Source organism: Dyella dinghuensis, assembly GCF_003977615.1.
Classification (GTDB): Bacteria; Pseudomonadota; Gammaproteobacteria; order Xanthomonadales; family Rhodanobacteraceae; genus Dyella_B; species Dyella_B dinghuensis.
The window spans coordinates 344,968-361,487 of record NZ_RYZR01000003.1 but is presented as its reverse complement, the minus strand read 5'-3'; the positions used below and the strand labels follow the sequence as shown (position 1 = coordinate 361,487).

Below are 16,520 nucleotides of genomic sequence, written 5' to 3'. Positions count from 1 at the left end.
TAGGAACGGTCGGCGTTTGCATGTCTGTTTGATCTTTTTGCTCGTCATTCCCGCGAAAGCGGGAATCCAGTGACTTTGAATCTTGTGAAATGCACAGACGCTAGATTCCCGCTTTCGCGGGAATGACGAGCAGGAATTCGGAGGATCTCGCACTTTTGGATGAGTTTTCGGGTCAGCGTCACTCTGTTAGTGCACTTTGCAAAACGACAACTACTCCGTCGTTTGCGGACCGACCCAGTGCTGTAGCGGCAGCGGATGGCCAAGCAGATAACCCTGTCCCATTTCGCAACCCATGCTCAACAGCGCGTTGCGCTGTGCCTGCGTTTCAATACCTTCCGCGATCACCTGGATATTGAGCGCGTGCGCCAGAGCGAGGATCGCAGCAACCACGGTGGTGCTATTACTGCTACCGGGTTTGTCTAGCTCTTGCACGAACGCACGGTCGATCTTCAGCATGCGCAAGGGCAGCGAGTGCAGATAGCTGAGCGAGGAATAGCCCGTACCGAAGTCATCCAGCGCGGCGCCGACGCCGGCGCTTCGTAAACGCTCCAGTGTGGCGCGCACACTCTCCGGATTATCCAGCAACGCACCTTCGGTGACCTCTGTAATAAGCCGCGAAGGATCGAGGCCCGCGCGCTCAAGCATTTTCAGAACGCGGATATCGAAGTCGACATGACGTAGATGTAGTGCGGAGACGTTGAAGGTAATGAACGGATCCTGCGGCGCTATTTGCACCAACAGGCGGCAACTCTGTTCGAAAAGACGCCAATCGATCGCTTCGATCAAACCGCTGTCCTGAGCAATCTTGACGAAATCGTGCGGTCTCAAAAGTCCGCGCTGCGGATGGTTCCATCGGATCAAGGCTTCGTAGCCCATCACCTTGCCATCGTTGAGCCGGCAGATGGGCTGGAAATAGGGCTCGAACTCGTTTTGCCGCAACGCCTTGCGAAGCTCGCTTTCCATGGCGAGTACGTCCACCATGTCCTTCGCCAGGGCTTCGTCGAATACGACAAAACGTTTGCGGCCCATCTGCTTGGCCTGATAAAGCGCCAGGTCCGCATCGCGGATCAATTCGTCTGCGTCCAGATAGGTGGCATCGCCGCACGCGATGCCTACGCTGACGGAAGGCTCCAACTCCTTACCGGCGATGCGCAGCGGTATCGCTACGGCTTGCAGCACGCGATCGGCAATCGCCGTGGCTGTAGCGGTGACTTCGATATCTTCGAGCAGAATGGCGAATTCATCGCCCGATAGTCGAGCCACCATGTCCGGCTCGCGCACGTGTGTCAGCAGACGCATGGCGATAGCTTTGAGAAATTCGTCGCCGGCGAGATGACCGAGGCTGTCGTTGATGACCTTGAAGCGGTCGATATCCAGATACAGGAGCGCGCAGCGTCGATTACGTTCGTGTTGGATCCGGTTGAGGATGCTGTCAAGGCGTTCGCGCAGGCAACCGCGGTTGGGCAGTCCCGTCAACGGATCGTGCATCACCTGATGATGCAGCTGCTGTTGCATCTGCTCGCGGCGTGCAATCTCGGCACGCAGCTCGCGCGTGCGCTCTTCTACACGGTGTTCCAGTCGCAAGTTCGCCTGATGCAGCGCCGCTGCCGAGCGTCGGCGATAAATACTGTTGGCAATCTGCAACGCAACGAAGCTCAGCAGTTCCTGATCGGATGCACTGTAGCGGGCGTCTTCGTCGTAGGTTTGAACGACGACAAGACCGATGACATCGTCATCCACTTTGAGCGGAACGCCGAGCCAGCTGGCGGAAGGTTGGCCGATGTGGCGTGGAACGACCTCGCCGGTCTGGGACAGCGCAATGATGTCCTCGCTCGTGCCCGACCACGCCTGACCACGCCGCATGACGTATTCGCTGAGGCCGCGGCCAACCGGCCGCGTGTGCCTGCGATGTTCGCCGGCGTCGATGTAGTAAGGGAATTCCAGGTTTGCGTGATCGTCGCTCAATAGCGCGATGAAAAAATTTCGTGCATCCAGCAAGCCGCCGACGACATCGTGGACGCGTTCGTAGAACGACTTTTCATCGATGTCCGCGGTGGCCAGCTGGGCGACTTTGAATAGCGCCTCCTGCAGTCGTTCGGCGCGCAGGCGCTCGCGCACTTCCTGGCGCAATCCCCGGTTTACCTGATCGAGTTCTTCGGTGCGTTGCCGTACACGGCGCTCCAGCTCGTCCTTGCTTTCCTTGCGTTCCAGCGATGTAAGAATGTGGCTGCCGACGAATTCAAGCAGTGAGAGATCGTCACGTGTATAAAGTTTGTGATTGCCGTAACTCTGCACGACCAGCGCGCCGTGCACGACGCCGCTGTGTAGCATCGGCACACCCAGCCAGTCTTCGCTATCCGGGCCGGAAATTCTAAGCGGGCCGTATTCGATCTGTTCGAGCAGCTGCTCGTTGCTGCCCATTAACGGCGCGCCCCGAGTCAGCAGATACCAGGTCAGGGTGTTCCTGCGATCGTCCAGACGCATCTCGTGCATGGTGTCGGGTTGATCGTCGTCATTGATGTCGGCGTAGTAGAGAAAACGAAGCGTTTCGCGCTCGGGGTAGTAGCGGACGATGAAGAAGTTTTCGGCGTACATCAATCCGCCGACGATGCGATGAATTTCGCGCAGCATGTCCGGCATGTCGAGATTCGAGCCGGCAAGATCGGAGATGGCAAAGAGGGCGCGTTGCAGGTTTTCCGAATGTTCCAGCTGGCTGTGCGAGGCGTAAAGCTTGGCGAGCTTCAACGCATGGCCGAGTTGGCGCACTGCCAGCTGCAAAAAAGTATCGAGGTTAGTCAGGATTGCGCGTGCGGATGTGTCTGCCGTGACGCTGATAACAAGCACCACTTGCTCTTGCAGCAAAAGCGACACAGCCAGTTTCTGGCCATCCGCAGATGCCAGCTTGCCGTCCAGTGCTGCAAGCGCTGCTTTCGAGAGGCTTACGATGGCAGGATCGTCCGGGAGCCGGTCGGTTCTACCGCGAGGGTTGAGCCAGAAAACCTGCGCCCGCGTGCACCCGTATTGAGCTTCGAGCAGTATTTCGATGAGCGTACTGACTTCTTCTGGCGTAGTTGCCTCGATAAGGCGCCCCAGCCACTCCACATCATGGGAGCCGCTTTGGGTTTGCACGGGAAGGGAAAGTATTCGGCTCATGTCGACGTATGCAGCCTGCCCACTCCTATCACCGGTTAATGGTTGTGTACGGTATGTGAAATTTAGAAATTCGGGCGCTGTGACTCACTAGTCATCCATGGAGACCCCATCACCATGGAACGCCACTTAGGCCAAACAGGCAACCCTAAAATTGAAGCAAAATTCGTGCCTTGACGAAGCTTTTTACAGCGTAGCGCGGTTGAACACGGCCGCTTTAGTTTTCATCTTCACCGTTTCTTGACCCCTCCCAGACTTGGTGCTTTTATCGGGGATCGCGGGTCCGGGTTTACGGCGTGACTTAAGGCACGCGCTCCATATGTTCAGCCCTGAAAATATGCCTAGGCATGTTTTCAGCGTTTTTCTGTTTTTCAGGACGTAATCAGGAGAAGGGCAATGGCGAGGGGTTTTGCAGCAGCACTAGCAATGCTTGTTTTGGCAGGTTGTGCAACAACGGGGGGTAGTTCGAGCTCGTCGGCGATTAATTCATTCAAGCCAGGTGTGACGACTGTCGCCGACGCCGAAGCCGCACTGGGTCAACCGTTTCAGGCAACAAAGCTGCCCGATGGTACGCAGCAGTTGCAGTATGTGACCAAGGTCAACAGCCTGGCGCAGGACAGCACGCCCACGACCGGTTCGTCGATCCCCAAGCATCAGCAGACGACCGTGTCGACCATGCTGAGCTTTGACCAGAATGGTCACTTTATTCGTGCATGGTCCAATTCGAAGACGAATAGTGCCAATAATGGTCCGACCGATCTCGGCCATCTGAACCAGGGCGACATCAACCGGGGCACGGGCGGCTGACCTGTCCGGCAGGTTCGATCCATGATGCAAAAGCCCGCCAGAGTGCGGGCTTTTTCGTTTGCCAAGTGCGGTGATGTCTAATCGCTCACCACGGTGCCCTGGTGATAAACAATCTTCCAGTCGTCCGACGTGTACCGCCAAAGCGTGCAACGGCGTGTGATGCGCCGATCCTGTTTTAGCGTATAGGTGAGCAGGTAAAGATTCACGGCGATCTCGCGCACATGAAACTCGCTGGTTTCCCAGTGATCGTCGTGCGGATGTTGGTGGCGTTGCTCAAGCGTGTCGAGCACGTAGTCGCGGCTATAGCGCCGGCCGGATGCGCCGACTTCCCAGAAATCGGGATCGCACATGGCATCGAAGTCTCGGCGTGTCGTGCCAAATTCGGGGCGATGAAAGATCGGCTCGCGTGACTTCAGCGCGTCGAGTATCGGCAGCAGCTTCGGATCGGTGATCAGTCGTGGTTCCATGTGGGCATGCTCTGCATCGCTCGCGAGAAGCATACCGTTGTCGTATTTACCTGTGGTTGCTACGGGCGTCGTGGCCCGTAGCAACATGGTCGTGTTCGGTCAGACCGGTGGCGGATTGCGTTCGCCGAAACCACGCTGGTGCCAATAGGGATAAATAGGCGTCACATTGCTGGCGGCATCGAGCTTGGCGACCTGTTCGGTAGTGAGATTCCAACCCACGGCACCGAGGTTCTGCCTCAATTGTTCTTCATTGCGCGCACCGATTACCAGCGTCGAAACGGTGGGACGCTGCAGCAACCAGTTCAATGCAATCTGCGGAACGGTTTTGCCGGTTTCCCTGGCAATTTCGTCAAGCGCGTCGATCACGCCATATAAGTATTCGTCGCTTACTTGCGGGCCCATATCGCCGGTCTTGTGCAGACGGCTGGTCTCCGGGAGTGGTTGGCCGCGGCGAATCTTGCCAGTGAGCCGGCCCCAACCCAACGGGCTCCAAACCACGGCGCCGACGCCTTGATCCAGGCCGAGCGGCATCAGCTCCCATTCGTATTCGCGGCCGATCAACGAGTAATACGTTTGATTGGCGACATAACGTGAGTAACCGTAACGATTGGCTACGTCGAGCGATTTCATCAGATGCCAGCCTGAGAAATTCGACACGCCCAGATAGCGAATCTTGCCCGCGCGCACCATGTCATCCAGCGTGGAAAGCGTTTCTTCCACCGGAGTCACGGCGTCGAAGCCGTGCAACTGGAACAAGTCGATGTAATCCGTGCCAAGGCGCTTGAGCGCGCCGTCGACTGCGTTGATCAGATGAAAGCGGGATGAGCCGACGTCGTTGGGTTCGTCGCTGAAGCGGAATGTCGACTTGGTAGAGATCAGTACCTTGTCGCGGCGACCTTTGATCGCTTCGCCCAGGATGGATTCGGCCGCACCGCGGGAATAGATATCCGCGCTGTCGAACATCGTTACGCCGGCATCCAGGCAGATATCCACCAGACGACGCGCCTCGGCCACATCGGTGTTGCCCCATGCACTAAAAAATTCACCCTTACCGCCGAATGTTCCGGTTCCGAAACTCAGCACAGGGACCTTGAAACCTGATGCGCCAAGACGCCGATATTCCATGCATGCATCCTCAGATGTGAAAACAACAAAAGCATTTGAAAACCCGTTACGTACTTTGGTATGTCATTGCGCGATTGCAACAGACTTTGTGCGCGTACGGAGGATCGGGCAATAACTGTATTCAATTGGGTATCACGATTTTCTAACCCATTATGGAGAAAACCGTGACAAAGCCCGATGCAAAACGCATGAAAGTGCGCGGAATCTACCAAGAACATGCTGGAAGATCGTGGCATCATCCGCGCGGCTTGGTGCAAATGTGGATGCCCGGGCGGGTATCCGGTACCGGCTATCGATGTCAGGGATGCTTATGTCTACGTCAATTCGTCACGCTCTTGGCACATCCATCGTGTGTCGCATGGGAATAGCGGCGCTCCTTCTGGCCAGCACTACGCTGATATGCCCGGTATATGCAGGAACGCTGGATTCTTCAGTTATGTCGAAGGTGCAATCCGCGACGTTTGAACTCGTCGCTGCGAAACCGACCGCCGATCCACTGACCTATGAACGGCCGTTACCGCTGGACCAGCTGCCTTATGCGCAGCGCAACGACAAATACATATCGATTGCGACGGCGTTTATCATTGGCCACAACCGTTACGTTACGGCAGCGCACAGTCTGGCCATGCTGATGGGCGACAATCTGTGGGGTAGTATCGAGCTGCGCGATACGCAAGGCCACGTCTACGCCATCGACAAATTCGAGAAATTTTCTCTGGCCAGAGATTTCGCGGTCTTCTCTCTGAAAGACGATCCCGCGCCGACGCCGCTGTCGGTGGATGCCAATCCCGCGCTCAATCAAGCGGTCTATGCGATAGGCAATGCCGAAGGTCAGGGTGTCATTGCGCGAGATGGCCTGTATACCTCGACAACGCCCGAGGAAGAGAGCGGCCGCTGGAAATGGATTCGCTTTTCTGCTGCCGCGGAGTTCGGTAGTGCTGGCGGTCCGTTGCTGGACAAGGATGGCAAGGTGATCGGCGTGATCGTGAAGAAATCGCCGAACGAAAACCTCAACTATGCGTTGCCGATCGATGAGGTGATCAACGCGCCCGACAATGTGGCCAATCTCGATTCGCGTGTGCCGTATCAGTTGCCGATGTTCGACACGACAATCAGTAACGAGTGCAAGGGGCAGGTCGCTCTGCCGTTGAGTTACGACGCATTCGAATCGTCCTTTGTGCAGTGGGAGAACGCGTGCATCGATGCGCTGCACGCCGCATTGCTGAGCCAGGAATTCGACAATATTTTTCCGAAGGGCGCTGGATCGGATCTGTTTCTCCACGCCGAGCCGCCGACACGTTCATTTCCCAGCCTTATGGTGTTGACCGATTCCAGTCAGTGGCGGCTGCTTCCAGTCGCCGGCGGTACGAAAAAGAACCCGCTTCCGCACAACGGCTTCATCATGAACGGCTTTGCCAAAAACACTTATTTTGAGCACATCGGCAGGCCCGACAATATCTCCGCAAACCAGTACTACGGCGATCCCAAATTTCTGATTGATACGCTGGCCACACAGGGCTATATCCAGCGCAATGTGGGCACCGAGAATGTGAAAGTAACCTCGCTTGGCGAACCGAGTCAGACCGCCAGTTATACCGACGCGTGGGGACGCCATTGGCGTCAGTATGCATGGCCTATGCCGTTCGCCAATTGGTACGTGATGGTCAGTTCATTGCCGGTGCCGGATGGCTACGTCGCGCTTATCCAGTTCTTGCCCGCATCAGCGAAACATCAGCACACGCTGGAGTTGCGCGAAATGAGCAGCTACGTCTTTGCGGCTTACGACGGTTCGCTGGCTCAATGGAAGGATTTTTTGCAGCAGACACAACTTCTGCCTGATGCGTTCAAGAATATCCACGTGGCGTTCGATTACGACCAAAGTTTCAGTTACACATCGAACCGCATCCATTTTGCATTTACGCCGCAGCTTCAGAAAATTACCCCGGATAGCAGCATGACGCTTACCTTCGGCTATCTGAAAGACGGCGATAAGGTCGTATGGGACGTGTCGGATGTGCGAGTCAAACCGGATGCGCATACGCAAAGCCGCATCAACATTCGCCGCAACATTCCCCCGACCGATGATCTGGATAGCAAATACAAAGAGGAGTGGTCGAAGTACGCGCTATCTCAACATCCTTATGACGGCATCTCATCCGAGCACAATGACGTGGCTGAAATCGCCACCGTGATCAACTCCCACGCAAACCCGCAGCCGCAGGTGCTTTACAGCGCGTTTTACGGGGTGGAGGGCAATCAGCCGCAGGACCAGATGAAATCGAAGTTGGACATGTTGGTCAGTGGTTTCAAGGTTAACGAATAAACCCTGGCCGGAAATAGGCTTGTGGTGTTTCATGGGGTGAAAACATCACGAGTCTTTTATTTGACGATCATTTGCTTTCTTCAGCCGGGATGCGCGCCGTTTTAAGGTTGTAAGGTGTTCGCTCACGATAGCCTCAAGCCAAAAGGCCCTGGACTATCGCGCTGGCGACGCATAGGACTTCCTTCACTGGCAGGTAGAATCGGTTGACCTAGGATCGAGTTGACCTTTCCGCAGAGGGCCGCGCTTATGGAACGTCCGTTCAAACGTGTAAAGAAAGCCGCGTGGATCGGTGGCATTTGCGCCGGTCTGGCCTATGCCTTGGGTACGCCGACATGGGTGATCCGCGGTCTGTGGCTGTTGTTGTTTCTGGGTGCCGGCTTCGGCGGCTTGCTCTACATCGTTCTGTGGATAGTCGTGCCGCAGTGGCCGGCCGAACCACTCGACTACGAAAGCGTCACCGCTTGATCATGCATAGCGTTTAAGTGGGCTTTTCTGTCAGGCCTAAAAAAGCCCCAGTGCAAGCCTGGGGCTTTCTTGTTTGCATAATTCGCTTGGCTTAACGGCGAGCCTTTTTACGGGTCGCCTTCTTTGCCGTTTTCTTTGAAGTCTTTTTTGTAGCCTTGGTAGAAGCTTTGGATGCTCCACCAATGAGAAGGCTATCCAAGCTAACGCCGCGTTTCTTGACGGCAGCGGCAACCCATAGCGGTTGGCGTCCGCGCCCAGTCCACGTTTCGGACGGGTTCGCAGGGTTTCGATACTTGGGCGGAACGGAGCCCTTACCACCTCGCTTACCTACTTTAGCCTTACCCGCAGCACGGGTAGGGTAGATATCCGCGAGAGTCAGCCCGCTATTCTTAAGAATGGCATCGATCTTTTCCCTGACCGTCTGGACTTGTTTAGCCTGTGCTTCCTGCATTTGAGACTCCGCATTGGCGATGAGCGCTTGAAGTTCCTTGGGTGAAAGGGATTTCAAATCTATTGCCATTGATGTACCTCATGGGTGTGGTTTAAGCGCAGATTGTTACATGATTTGAGTCAAATCGTGGACTGCGCATTGGGTTAAAGCAGAATCAGCGCAGATTGATTTGTCGAGTAGGATTATTGGAAAGCACGCGCTTATTTTAGATGTATGAAACAAAACGCCCAGCGAGTTATCGCCGGGCGTTTTGTTTTTCATGCGCAATATGACGTTTGGGTCGGAATATGTAGTCAGACAGATGCCGAGCCTATTTGGAAAAGCGTAAGCCGCGATTGGAGCCGAAGCTCTTCGAGATAGCTTTTCTACGCTGACGGATCAAACCGCAACCGACGCGTACATCACACCCCGTGCAGTCAGTTTCCACTGTCCGCTATCACGCACCACCATGCCTTTTTCCTGCAGGCAAAACATCCGGTCTGCGGTCATGAGTTCACGGTCCCAGCTGCTGTGAAAACGTCCCATCAGTGAGCGCATGACCCGATATTCGGGCTGGGATAGCGATGAGTTGGTCACGGGCGCCTCCGAAACGAATGTGTTGCTGTCAATCCCGTTGTGGCGATGTCCGGTGCAACTAGCGCCGGCCTTTCTTTCCTTTGGATTCCGGCGGCGGCGGCGGGTGTCCTGGATGACCAGGCTCCCGGCCTGCGAAAGACGTCCTTGAATAGTAGACATCCTGAGCGTTGCCGGTTGTTTTGCCCGTTGGTTTTGCCTCGGGAGCGTAGACGCTATGTATCTGCGCCAGTGACAGGGGCGCAATGCGATGAGACATGATGGGGCGGCCTCTATGGGCGGGCGGGGATGCCGCTCGGTGATAATCGAAGGGCCTTGCGCAAAGGCAAGGTGCAGGTGGCTCAAAGGCGAGGGAACGTCAGTCTCAGACGGAGATGGTCGGCGTCGCATCCCGACCATAGCAGTCATCTTGCGCGCACGCACGTTAGTTGACGGTAATCCTGTTTAGCGATGCCAATCTGAACAGGAAGTTGCCCCAGATTTGCTATTTGCGGCAATCAGCTCTACGCTGCGCGGGCTGAGTTTCAAGGGTCACCATGAATTGTGGCCCGATGCTGAAGACAAAAGTCTTACTACACCGTGTACCCGTTTCCTCCTTGTAACCAGCTTTTTGCCGCTAACGCGGCCTCATCTGATGCACGGAGATATAAAAATGTCCCAGACCGAAACCGGTACAGTGAAGTGGTTCAACGACGCCAAAGGCTTTGGCTTTATCAGTCGCGATAAGGGCGGTGACGACGTGTTCGTTCATTTCCGCTCGATCCAGTCCGCGGGCTTCAAGAGCCTGCAGGAAGGCCAGAAAGTGTCCTTCACGGTGACCCAGGGCCAGCGCGGCCTGCAAGCCGACCAGGTCCAAGTGGTCTAAGTTTTACTGGTTGTTAGTAAAGAGCCCGGCCTTGTGTCGGGCTTTTTCATTTCTGTCTGGAACGTTCTACCAGCCAGCCATCGAGTTCATTGGCGAACGATTGGCGCTCGCGTGCATGCGACGCAGAACGGTTGTTCGTGTACACGCCAATGTTGCGTAGGTCTTCCATGAAGTTTCGCATCGACAGGCGTTCGGCCATGTTGTCGCGGGTATAGCGTTCTCCGCGCGGGCTGATGGCCACGCCACCTTTTTCGATCACGCGCGCCGCCAATGGAATGTCCTGAGTGACGGCGAGGTCGCCGAGTTTAAGACGCGCGACGATTTCACTGTCGGCTACATCGAAACCATCGTGCACTTGCAGTGCATGGATGTAGCGCGAAGGCGGGCAGCGCAATGCGCGATTGGCGACCAGGGTGACGTGCACCTGCGCGCGTTCGGCCGCCCGAAACAAGATGTCTTTGATGACGGTCGGGCAGGCGTCGCCATCGACCCAGATCTTTGCATCCGTAGCGTCTTGCGCTGTCACGGGCGTCCTGTGGATGGATCACGCTCGCCGCTGGGTGATTGAGGCGGTTCTCGTGTAGCTTTTTTCTTCGCGAGCTTTTCGTCTTGCAGTTTCTTTTTAGCAAGTTCGCGTTGGCGCTTTTCGTAGGAGTAATTGATCTTTACCAAGGGGGCGTTCTCACAGAGTGGGTAGAAGAGGGGGTATTACTGTTTTGTGGCTTTACGTGTTCGCCAAGCATCGGGCGCATGTCTTTGTGGTTACTCACCTGGCTTGCGATGAACACCCTGTTCGGCATAGTCGGCGCGAATGGCCTTGCAGTAAGGGCCATTCATCACGAATCGCCGGCACACGGCGGGGCGGGTTTCATAAATCCCGCAATTCATGCGGGTACCATCCACGGCCACACACCAGCCTTCTTTATCTTTGGCCATCACCAGCAGACCATTTTCCAGATGCGTGGTGAGGTGCGCCGGAATGTTGTCCTCGGGTTGCAAAACTACCGTCAGGCGGCAACAGACGGCATCGCACCTGTCGCAATGGGCTGCGCCTGTTGATCGGCCCGTCGGCGGCTTCATGTCAGCGCCTCTTCTTGCATGCGTGTGTAATGCAGCAGACGACCGCGAAACGGAGGTACGTCGCGATCATCCATCGGGCATCGCTCTTCGGCTGAGGCGAATCCCTGGTCTGCCAGCAGTCGGCTGAAACGGTTGCTATGGCCGCGACCGGGATCGGTCACCAGCACTTCCGCATTGGGATAAGCGTGCCGCTCGACAACACCGGCCAAAAGTTCGGCGTGGTCGATTTCGTAAAGCACATCGCTCGCGATGATGAGATCGAAATGACCCAACGTCAGCAGCGGCTCGTTCCAGCGCAATTGACGATAATGCAGTGCAGGCAACTCATTCAGCGCAGCGTTGTAGGCCAGGAAAGGTTCGGCTAACGGATGCATATCCGACGCGACGACATCAATGCCACGACGTTGTAGAACCAGGCTGGCAAGGCCAATGCCACAGCCCAGTTCCAACACCCGTTTGTTGCTGGCGTCGAAACGGTTCATCGCTTGTGCGAGCAGGCGGCCAGACGGCCATACCTGTCCAAACAGACTCCATTGCGCAGAGGAGATCCCCAGCCGGGCGCCATGGCCGTCCGGGTCGGAAAATTGCTGCTTGTCGCTGAGAACCCGTAAACGATAGGTGTGTCCACCAATGGACACCCGCTCGTTGCGGGTGGAATAACCTGACATGAGCACTCCCAAAGGGCCATTCCACAGACGAAATGGGGAGACAACGTGAAGGGGAGCGAGGCAAGCGGTCAGCGGGCGACCGTGTGTAACGCACGATTTAAGCGCGGTATCGATGGGGCCATGTTACACCATACGGGGCCTCGGAACCGGCGAGCATCCTCGTGTTGCGAGGCGCTGGAGGCTGAATCAGGGCGTTCTTTGCGAGGCGGGGAATGATCCCGATTCTGTTTTTTTGGATGGTGTCTTCAGCCAGCTCGCCCTAAAAAATCCATCGAAGCCGCCGCTGCAGGACCGATGCAGCATGCAGGATTGGTAAGAGGGGTGTTACCCGATTCCTTTTCTTGATCGTGCAACGTTAGCCGAGCGCTAAAACGGAGGGATGTCATGAAGCGATGGATCATGGTGCTGTGTCTGTTCAACGTATGCGCAAGCGCGTATGCGAGCACGGATACGATGGTGTGGCAGCCCACTGCCGGGCACACACAAATACCGATATGGCCGGGAGTCGCGCCTGATCTGCAAGCAGTCCCAGCGCCGGAAACTGCGAGGCTGAGCAAGAAGTTATTGGTCGGCAAACCGGTGACTGCGGTGACCAATGTGACCCAGCCCACGATGACGGTGTACGCGCCCACGGGGAAAAATACCGGAGCCGCTGTGGTTGTGATTCCGGGTGGCGGGTTCGAGATACTCGCGATGGATCTGGAGGGCACCGAAGCCTGCGACTGGCTGACTTCCAAAGGCATCACCTGCGTGTTGTTGAAGTATCGAGTGCCAAGCAAGCCCTACGATTGGAAGTGCGACTGCCGTCCGCACAACCTGGAACTTTCAGTACCGTCGCTGCAGGACGTGCAGCGAACGATGCGGCTGGTACGCTTTCACGCGGCGCAGTGGCATGTCGATCCGCACAAGGTAGGTGTGCTGGGCTTCTCGGCAGGCGGATACCTGGTGGCGGAGATCAGCACGAACTTCGATCGACACCTTTATGCATCGGTGGATGCGGCAGACAAAGAGAGTGCGCGTCCGGACTTCGCCATGCCGATTTATCCAGGGCATCTCACCGAGGATGACGGCAAGTTGAATCCTAATGTGCCGGTGTCCAGCAACACGTCGCCCACCTTTTTGGTACAGGCGGAAGACGATTACGTGGATGGCGTAGACCAGTCGTTGGTCTATTACACCGCGCTAGCAAAAGCGCGGGTGCCGGCGGAGATGCATCTGTATGCCCACGGAGGGCATGCATTCGGGTTACGGCCGACAGCGAACCCGATCACACAATGGTCTCAGCTCGCCGAGGTGTGGCTGCATACGATCGGTATCGTCCAAAATTGATCTGCTGTCGAATTCCAACTCAGTAGGAAAACGATAGCGACGTCATCCAGGTCAATGCTTCCGGTTGTTTCGGCGATGGAATCGGGTTGACGGTATAGCTCAGCTGGTTGGACAGATAAATACCACGCGACAGCCGATGGACATAAGACAGCGAGTAATTGCGGCTGAAATCCACAGCCGTAAAACCGCTCGCCTGTCGCATGCGCTCAAACGATCGGCTCAATTCGTCGAAGGTGTAGCCCACCGCGAACGCGTCATTGGGTTGGTTAAAAGGACCCAACACGTAAAACGTCACACCGGTGTCGCCGGTGTAGACGTTTCGATCAGGCGGCGCGTAGTCGGCCTTTACATTGACGTAAACGCCGCGAAATGGTTGCGCAGCATCGGTTTGGATCAACTGATAATCGCCGACCAGGTAATAGGCGTAGTTGTCATCGGCGTAGCCACCGTGGAAGTCGGGGAATCGGCTTGCGTTGTACATCACACCCTGACGTATCCACATCATGTGCTGCTGAGGCGCAGCATCCGTCTGATAACCCAACTCGTTGATGTAGAGCGCGTCGGCACCGGGAATGTGCCACTTCAATCCCCAGAAATTATTGTTTTCCCAATCCGCTTGAGGCCCCTTGGGATCCACACTACGGGTGACGCCGAAACGATCGTAAAAATGCTTGCTATCTGTGGCCAGGCGCAGATTGATCTCGGGTGCGGACTTGTTGAAGATGAATCCGACTTCGTAGGGAATGGAACTTCCTACACCCGCCGGTGATGTCGTCGAACTGGTGCCTAGGGCGAAGCCATAAAACTGGTTTCCAATTTCGTCATAGCCATATTGCACCTGCACCCGACCGTCGTTGAAGCGTTGACTGACATAGAGACTGTTGATGGCGAATCCGGTCGGATTTTCCTGTGCATAGGAGAACGCCTGCACATTCGCGTTAAACACCAATTGCGAAGTGCCCGCGAAGCCTATTCGCGATAAATCGTAGGTGGCGTAGACGAATGTATTGGCCCGGTAAGTGGGGTCTTGTCCAATATAGAGTTGAGGGCGGGCGCCATGATTCAACACATCGAACGTGCCACCCAGGTAAGTGCCGCCTTGAATCAGCCAGCCGTGATCAGCCAGCTTGTCGCGAAGCCCGCCTAATCCAGGCGACATCGTGTCGCAGGTGCTGATGATGGGGTTTGTCGTGCCTTGCGGCTGCAGCGTGTCGTAGCGATGGCAGCGGGCGACATCGATATCGACATTTGCATTGGAGGATTCCGTCAACGCTACGTACTTGGCATGCGCATCCTCGCAAACGACCGACAAGCCCAGCAGTACACAACATGCGAGTACGAGCGCACTACGATAAGAATTCGGAGACATAGTCGTCTGGCGCACCTGCGCAGTTGGCAGGTACGAAAAGCACATGGCATCGATGTGGAGGGACGGGGACTCGCTCGCTACGGTAATTACGCAGGCGACCTGTATACAGTGCCAGATGGCATGTTTAGTTCAGCAAATCAGGCTTCGTTTTACCTGCCAAAGCACCTATGTCTTTGTCTTGCATCGGATCGATTTGGGTTCGCGAAACGATCGGGTTTTGCTCAAGGTAATTCTTCGTGTTGCGGGAGATTGTCGGTGATGGTGTACCACGGAGCTTTGGACCCGACAAAGATATGCGCGGTGGGGCGAATGGTTGGCTCATCCACAAGCGTTCCCATCGCAACATGGATCAGCGCGCCATCATTGACCACCGAATAGAGCAGCGAGCAGCAAGCTTTGCAATGAGCGTCGTGGTTGTCCCCATCGCCGAAGATCAAAAGGTTGCCTTCGCCTTTGGTCACACTCAACTTGTCACGCTCGATGCCGGCGAATGGCTTGAAAGCGGATCCTGTCGTGCGGCGGCATTTGGAACAGTGACAATTCATGGCGTAGATAAACGCATCGCTCACCGCGTATTCGACACTGCCGCATAAGCAAGTGCCCGCTAGCGTGCGATCGGATATTGCCTGGCGATTCACGATGGGCGCTCCTTTAATATCAAAAAAAGGTGGGTGCTTTTCCTTGCCATTGCAATGCGTCGCCGTGATTCGACGACCACACCCAGGGCACGAGTCTAAACTGGCGAGAGAATTGTCGAAAAGGGCGATTTACTTATCTTGGGTATCCTTAAAAGACATTTTAAAAAACACGCCGATCCATTTTTTTCAGGCGTAATATCCGCGAGCTATTGTTGAACTGCCGGTGGTCTCCCGACATGCTGTCGCCAGGATGACGTATCGGCCACTACTAACCATCAGGAGAACACCTCATGCAGACCCGCATCCAGGGCACGGTGATGCCCGTACTGGAAGTGCAGCTCGATCCCAACGAAAGCGTCTTCGCCGAGAGCGGCGAGCTTTCATGGATGACTGCATCGATCCAGATGACCACGCACACCCAGATGGGCGGCGGTGGGGGGCTGATGGGTATGTTCAAGCGCGTAGTCGGCGGCGGCAGTTTTTTCATGACCGAATACCGCGCCATGCAAAGGCCAGGCGAGGTCGCCTTTGCCACCAAAGTGCCCGGTCACATCGTGCCGGTGCCAGTGAGTCCAAACAGCGAATACTTCGTGCACCGTCATGGCTTTCTGTGCGCGACGCCGCAAGTCACCATCGGCGTTGGCTTCCAGCAGTCGCTGGGTGCCGGCATTTTCGGTGGCGATGGTTTCATGCTGCAACGAATCGGCGGCTCGGGCACTGCGTGGCTCGAACTCTCCGGAGAACTCATCCGTAAGGATCTGGCGCCCGGCGAAACCATGCGTGTTCACCCAGGTCACGTCGGTGCGTTCCAGGCATCCGTCAGTTTTCAGATCACCACTGTCCCTGGTATCAAGAACGCAATCTTCGGCGGCGATGGCATTTTCCTCGCAGCGCTTACCGGCCCCGGCACCGTGTGGCTGCAAACGCTACCCATCTCGCGCCTTGCGCATCAGATTGCCGAATATCTGCCCAGAAACGAGGGTAACGGCCGAGCGGTAGTTGGCGGCGGTCTGCTCGGGGGTATCGTTGGATCGATGTTGAACGGCGATAACAACTAATCATCATCGGAAAATAAAAAGGACGGAGGTTGTTGATAGGCGCGTTGTGGCGCCTCTTAGCTGCCTCCGTCTTTTTGATTAGATATCGAAAAAGAGCTTGGAATTCTCATCGCTTAGCTCTTTAGCCTCTTTTAATCCACGTAGTTTTTATC

At 55.8% G+C, this 16,520-nt stretch carries 16 protein-coding genes; 6 read left to right on the top strand and 10 right to left on the bottom strand.

Going from position 1 to position 16,520, the window contains the following annotated elements; all coding sequences use genetic code 11:
* Positions 1 to 210 precede the first annotated feature (210 nt).
* Positions 211 to 3,153 (bottom strand): bifunctional diguanylate cyclase/phosphodiesterase, encoded by a 2,943-nt coding sequence (locus EKH79_RS04645; protein ID WP_126672618.1) that lies wholly within the window; start codon positions 3,151 to 3,153, stop codon positions 211 to 213.
* A 498-nt stretch (positions 3,154 to 3,651) separates the two neighbouring features.
* Between EKH79_RS04645 and EKH79_RS04640 the strand changes: the two genes are divergently transcribed.
* On the top strand, positions 3,652 to 3,957 hold the full coding sequence (locus EKH79_RS04640) for a hypothetical protein (protein ID WP_126672617.1): 306 nt from the start codon (positions 3,652 to 3,654) through the stop codon (positions 3,955 to 3,957).
* 77 nt (positions 3,958 to 4,034) lie between these two features.
* Here EKH79_RS04640 and EKH79_RS04635 read toward each other — a convergent pair whose 3' ends face one another.
* Both EKH79_RS04635 and EKH79_RS04630 read right to left on the bottom strand, forming a co-directional pair.
* On the bottom strand, positions 4,035 to 4,424 hold the full coding sequence (locus EKH79_RS04635) for a nuclear transport factor 2 family protein (protein WP_126673063.1): 390 nt from the start codon (positions 4,422 to 4,424) through the stop codon (positions 4,035 to 4,037).
* Between the two features lie 99 nt (positions 4,425 to 4,523).
* Complete coding sequence (locus tag EKH79_RS04630; protein WP_126672616.1) at positions 4,524 to 5,549, bottom strand: aldo/keto reductase; 1,026 nt, start codon at positions 5,547 to 5,549, stop codon at positions 4,524 to 4,526.
* A 436-nt stretch (positions 5,550 to 5,985) separates the two neighbouring features.
* Here EKH79_RS04630 and EKH79_RS04625 point away from each other — a divergent pair, with 436 nt between their 5' ends.
* Together EKH79_RS04625 and EKH79_RS04620 are read left to right on the top strand one after the other, a co-directional pair.
* The gene (locus EKH79_RS04625; protein WP_158621200.1) at positions 5,986 to 7,872 is read left to right on the top strand and encodes a S1 family peptidase; all 1,887 of its coding nucleotides are present in this window, start codon (positions 5,986 to 5,988) and stop codon (positions 7,870 to 7,872) included.
* A gap of 246 nt (positions 7,873 to 8,118) precedes the next feature.
* Positions 8,119 to 8,337, top strand: a complete 219-nt coding sequence (locus tag EKH79_RS04620) for a PspC domain-containing protein (RefSeq protein ID WP_126672614.1) — start codon at positions 8,119 to 8,121, stop codon at positions 8,335 to 8,337.
* Positions 8,338 to 8,428: 91 nt separating this feature from the next.
* Here the strand turns inward: EKH79_RS04620 and EKH79_RS04615 are convergent, their stop codons facing one another.
* Both EKH79_RS04615 and EKH79_RS18855 read right to left on the bottom strand, forming a co-directional pair.
* Positions 8,429 to 8,857: an H-NS histone family protein gene (locus tag EKH79_RS04615; RefSeq protein WP_126672613.1), complete on the bottom strand. Its 429-nt coding sequence runs from the start codon at positions 8,855 to 8,857 to the stop codon at positions 8,429 to 8,431.
* A 309-nt stretch (positions 8,858 to 9,166) separates the two neighbouring features.
* On the bottom strand, positions 9,167 to 9,523 hold the full coding sequence (locus tag EKH79_RS18855; protein WP_158621199.1) for a hypothetical protein: 357 nt from the start codon (positions 9,521 to 9,523) through the stop codon (positions 9,167 to 9,169).
* A 490-nt stretch (positions 9,524 to 10,013) separates the two neighbouring features.
* On the opposite strand from EKH79_RS18855, the gene EKH79_RS04600 reads away from it, so the two are divergent.
* Positions 10,014 to 10,226 (top strand): cold-shock protein, encoded by a 213-nt coding sequence (locus tag EKH79_RS04600; protein WP_126672610.1) that lies wholly within the window; start codon positions 10,014 to 10,016, stop codon positions 10,224 to 10,226.
* A gap of 46 nt (positions 10,227 to 10,272) precedes the next feature.
* On the opposite strand, the gene EKH79_RS04595 is transcribed toward EKH79_RS04600, so the two are convergent.
* The 3 genes from EKH79_RS04595 to EKH79_RS04585 all read right to left on the bottom strand — a co-directional run bounded on the left by EKH79_RS04595 (position 10,273) and on the right by EKH79_RS04585 (position 11,974).
* Positions 10,273 to 10,752, bottom strand: a complete 480-nt coding sequence (locus EKH79_RS04595) for a YaiI/YqxD family protein (protein WP_126672609.1) — start codon at positions 10,750 to 10,752, stop codon at positions 10,273 to 10,275.
* Between the two features lie 236 nt (positions 10,753 to 10,988).
* A complete protein-coding gene (locus EKH79_RS04590; RefSeq protein WP_126672608.1) occupies positions 10,989 to 11,306 on the bottom strand; it encodes a YkgJ family cysteine cluster protein in 318 nt (105 codons plus the stop codon).
* Positions 11,303 to 11,974, bottom strand: a complete 672-nt coding sequence (locus tag EKH79_RS04585; RefSeq protein ID WP_126672607.1) for a class I SAM-dependent methyltransferase — start codon at positions 11,972 to 11,974, stop codon at positions 11,303 to 11,305. The genes EKH79_RS04590 and EKH79_RS04585 overlap by 4 nt, the downstream gene beginning before the upstream one ends.
* A gap of 384 nt (positions 11,975 to 12,358) precedes the next feature.
* On the opposite strand from EKH79_RS04585, the gene EKH79_RS04580 reads away from it, so the two are divergent.
* Positions 12,359 to 13,303, top strand: coding sequence for an alpha/beta hydrolase (locus EKH79_RS04580; RefSeq protein WP_126672606.1), 945 nt, complete (start codon positions 12,359 to 12,361; stop codon positions 13,301 to 13,303).
* Positions 13,304 to 13,322: 19 nt separating this feature from the next.
* Here the strand turns inward: EKH79_RS04580 and EKH79_RS04575 are convergent, their stop codons facing one another.
* A complete protein-coding gene (locus tag EKH79_RS04575) occupies positions 13,323 to 14,672 on the bottom strand; it encodes a hypothetical protein (protein ID WP_126672605.1) in 1,350 nt (449 codons plus the stop codon).
* Between the two features lie 221 nt (positions 14,673 to 14,893).
* The gene (locus EKH79_RS04570) at positions 14,894 to 15,310 is read right to left on the bottom strand and encodes a GFA family protein (protein WP_484481980.1); all 417 of its coding nucleotides are present in this window, start codon (positions 15,308 to 15,310) and stop codon (positions 14,894 to 14,896) included.
* A gap of 290 nt (positions 15,311 to 15,600) precedes the next feature.
* Here EKH79_RS04570 and EKH79_RS04565 point away from each other — a divergent pair, with 290 nt between their 5' ends.
* Positions 15,601 to 16,368: a TIGR00266 family protein gene (locus EKH79_RS04565; RefSeq protein WP_126672604.1), complete on the top strand. Its 768-nt coding sequence runs from the start codon at positions 15,601 to 15,603 to the stop codon at positions 16,366 to 16,368.
* The last annotated feature ends 152 nt before the right edge of the window (positions 16,369 to 16,520 follow it).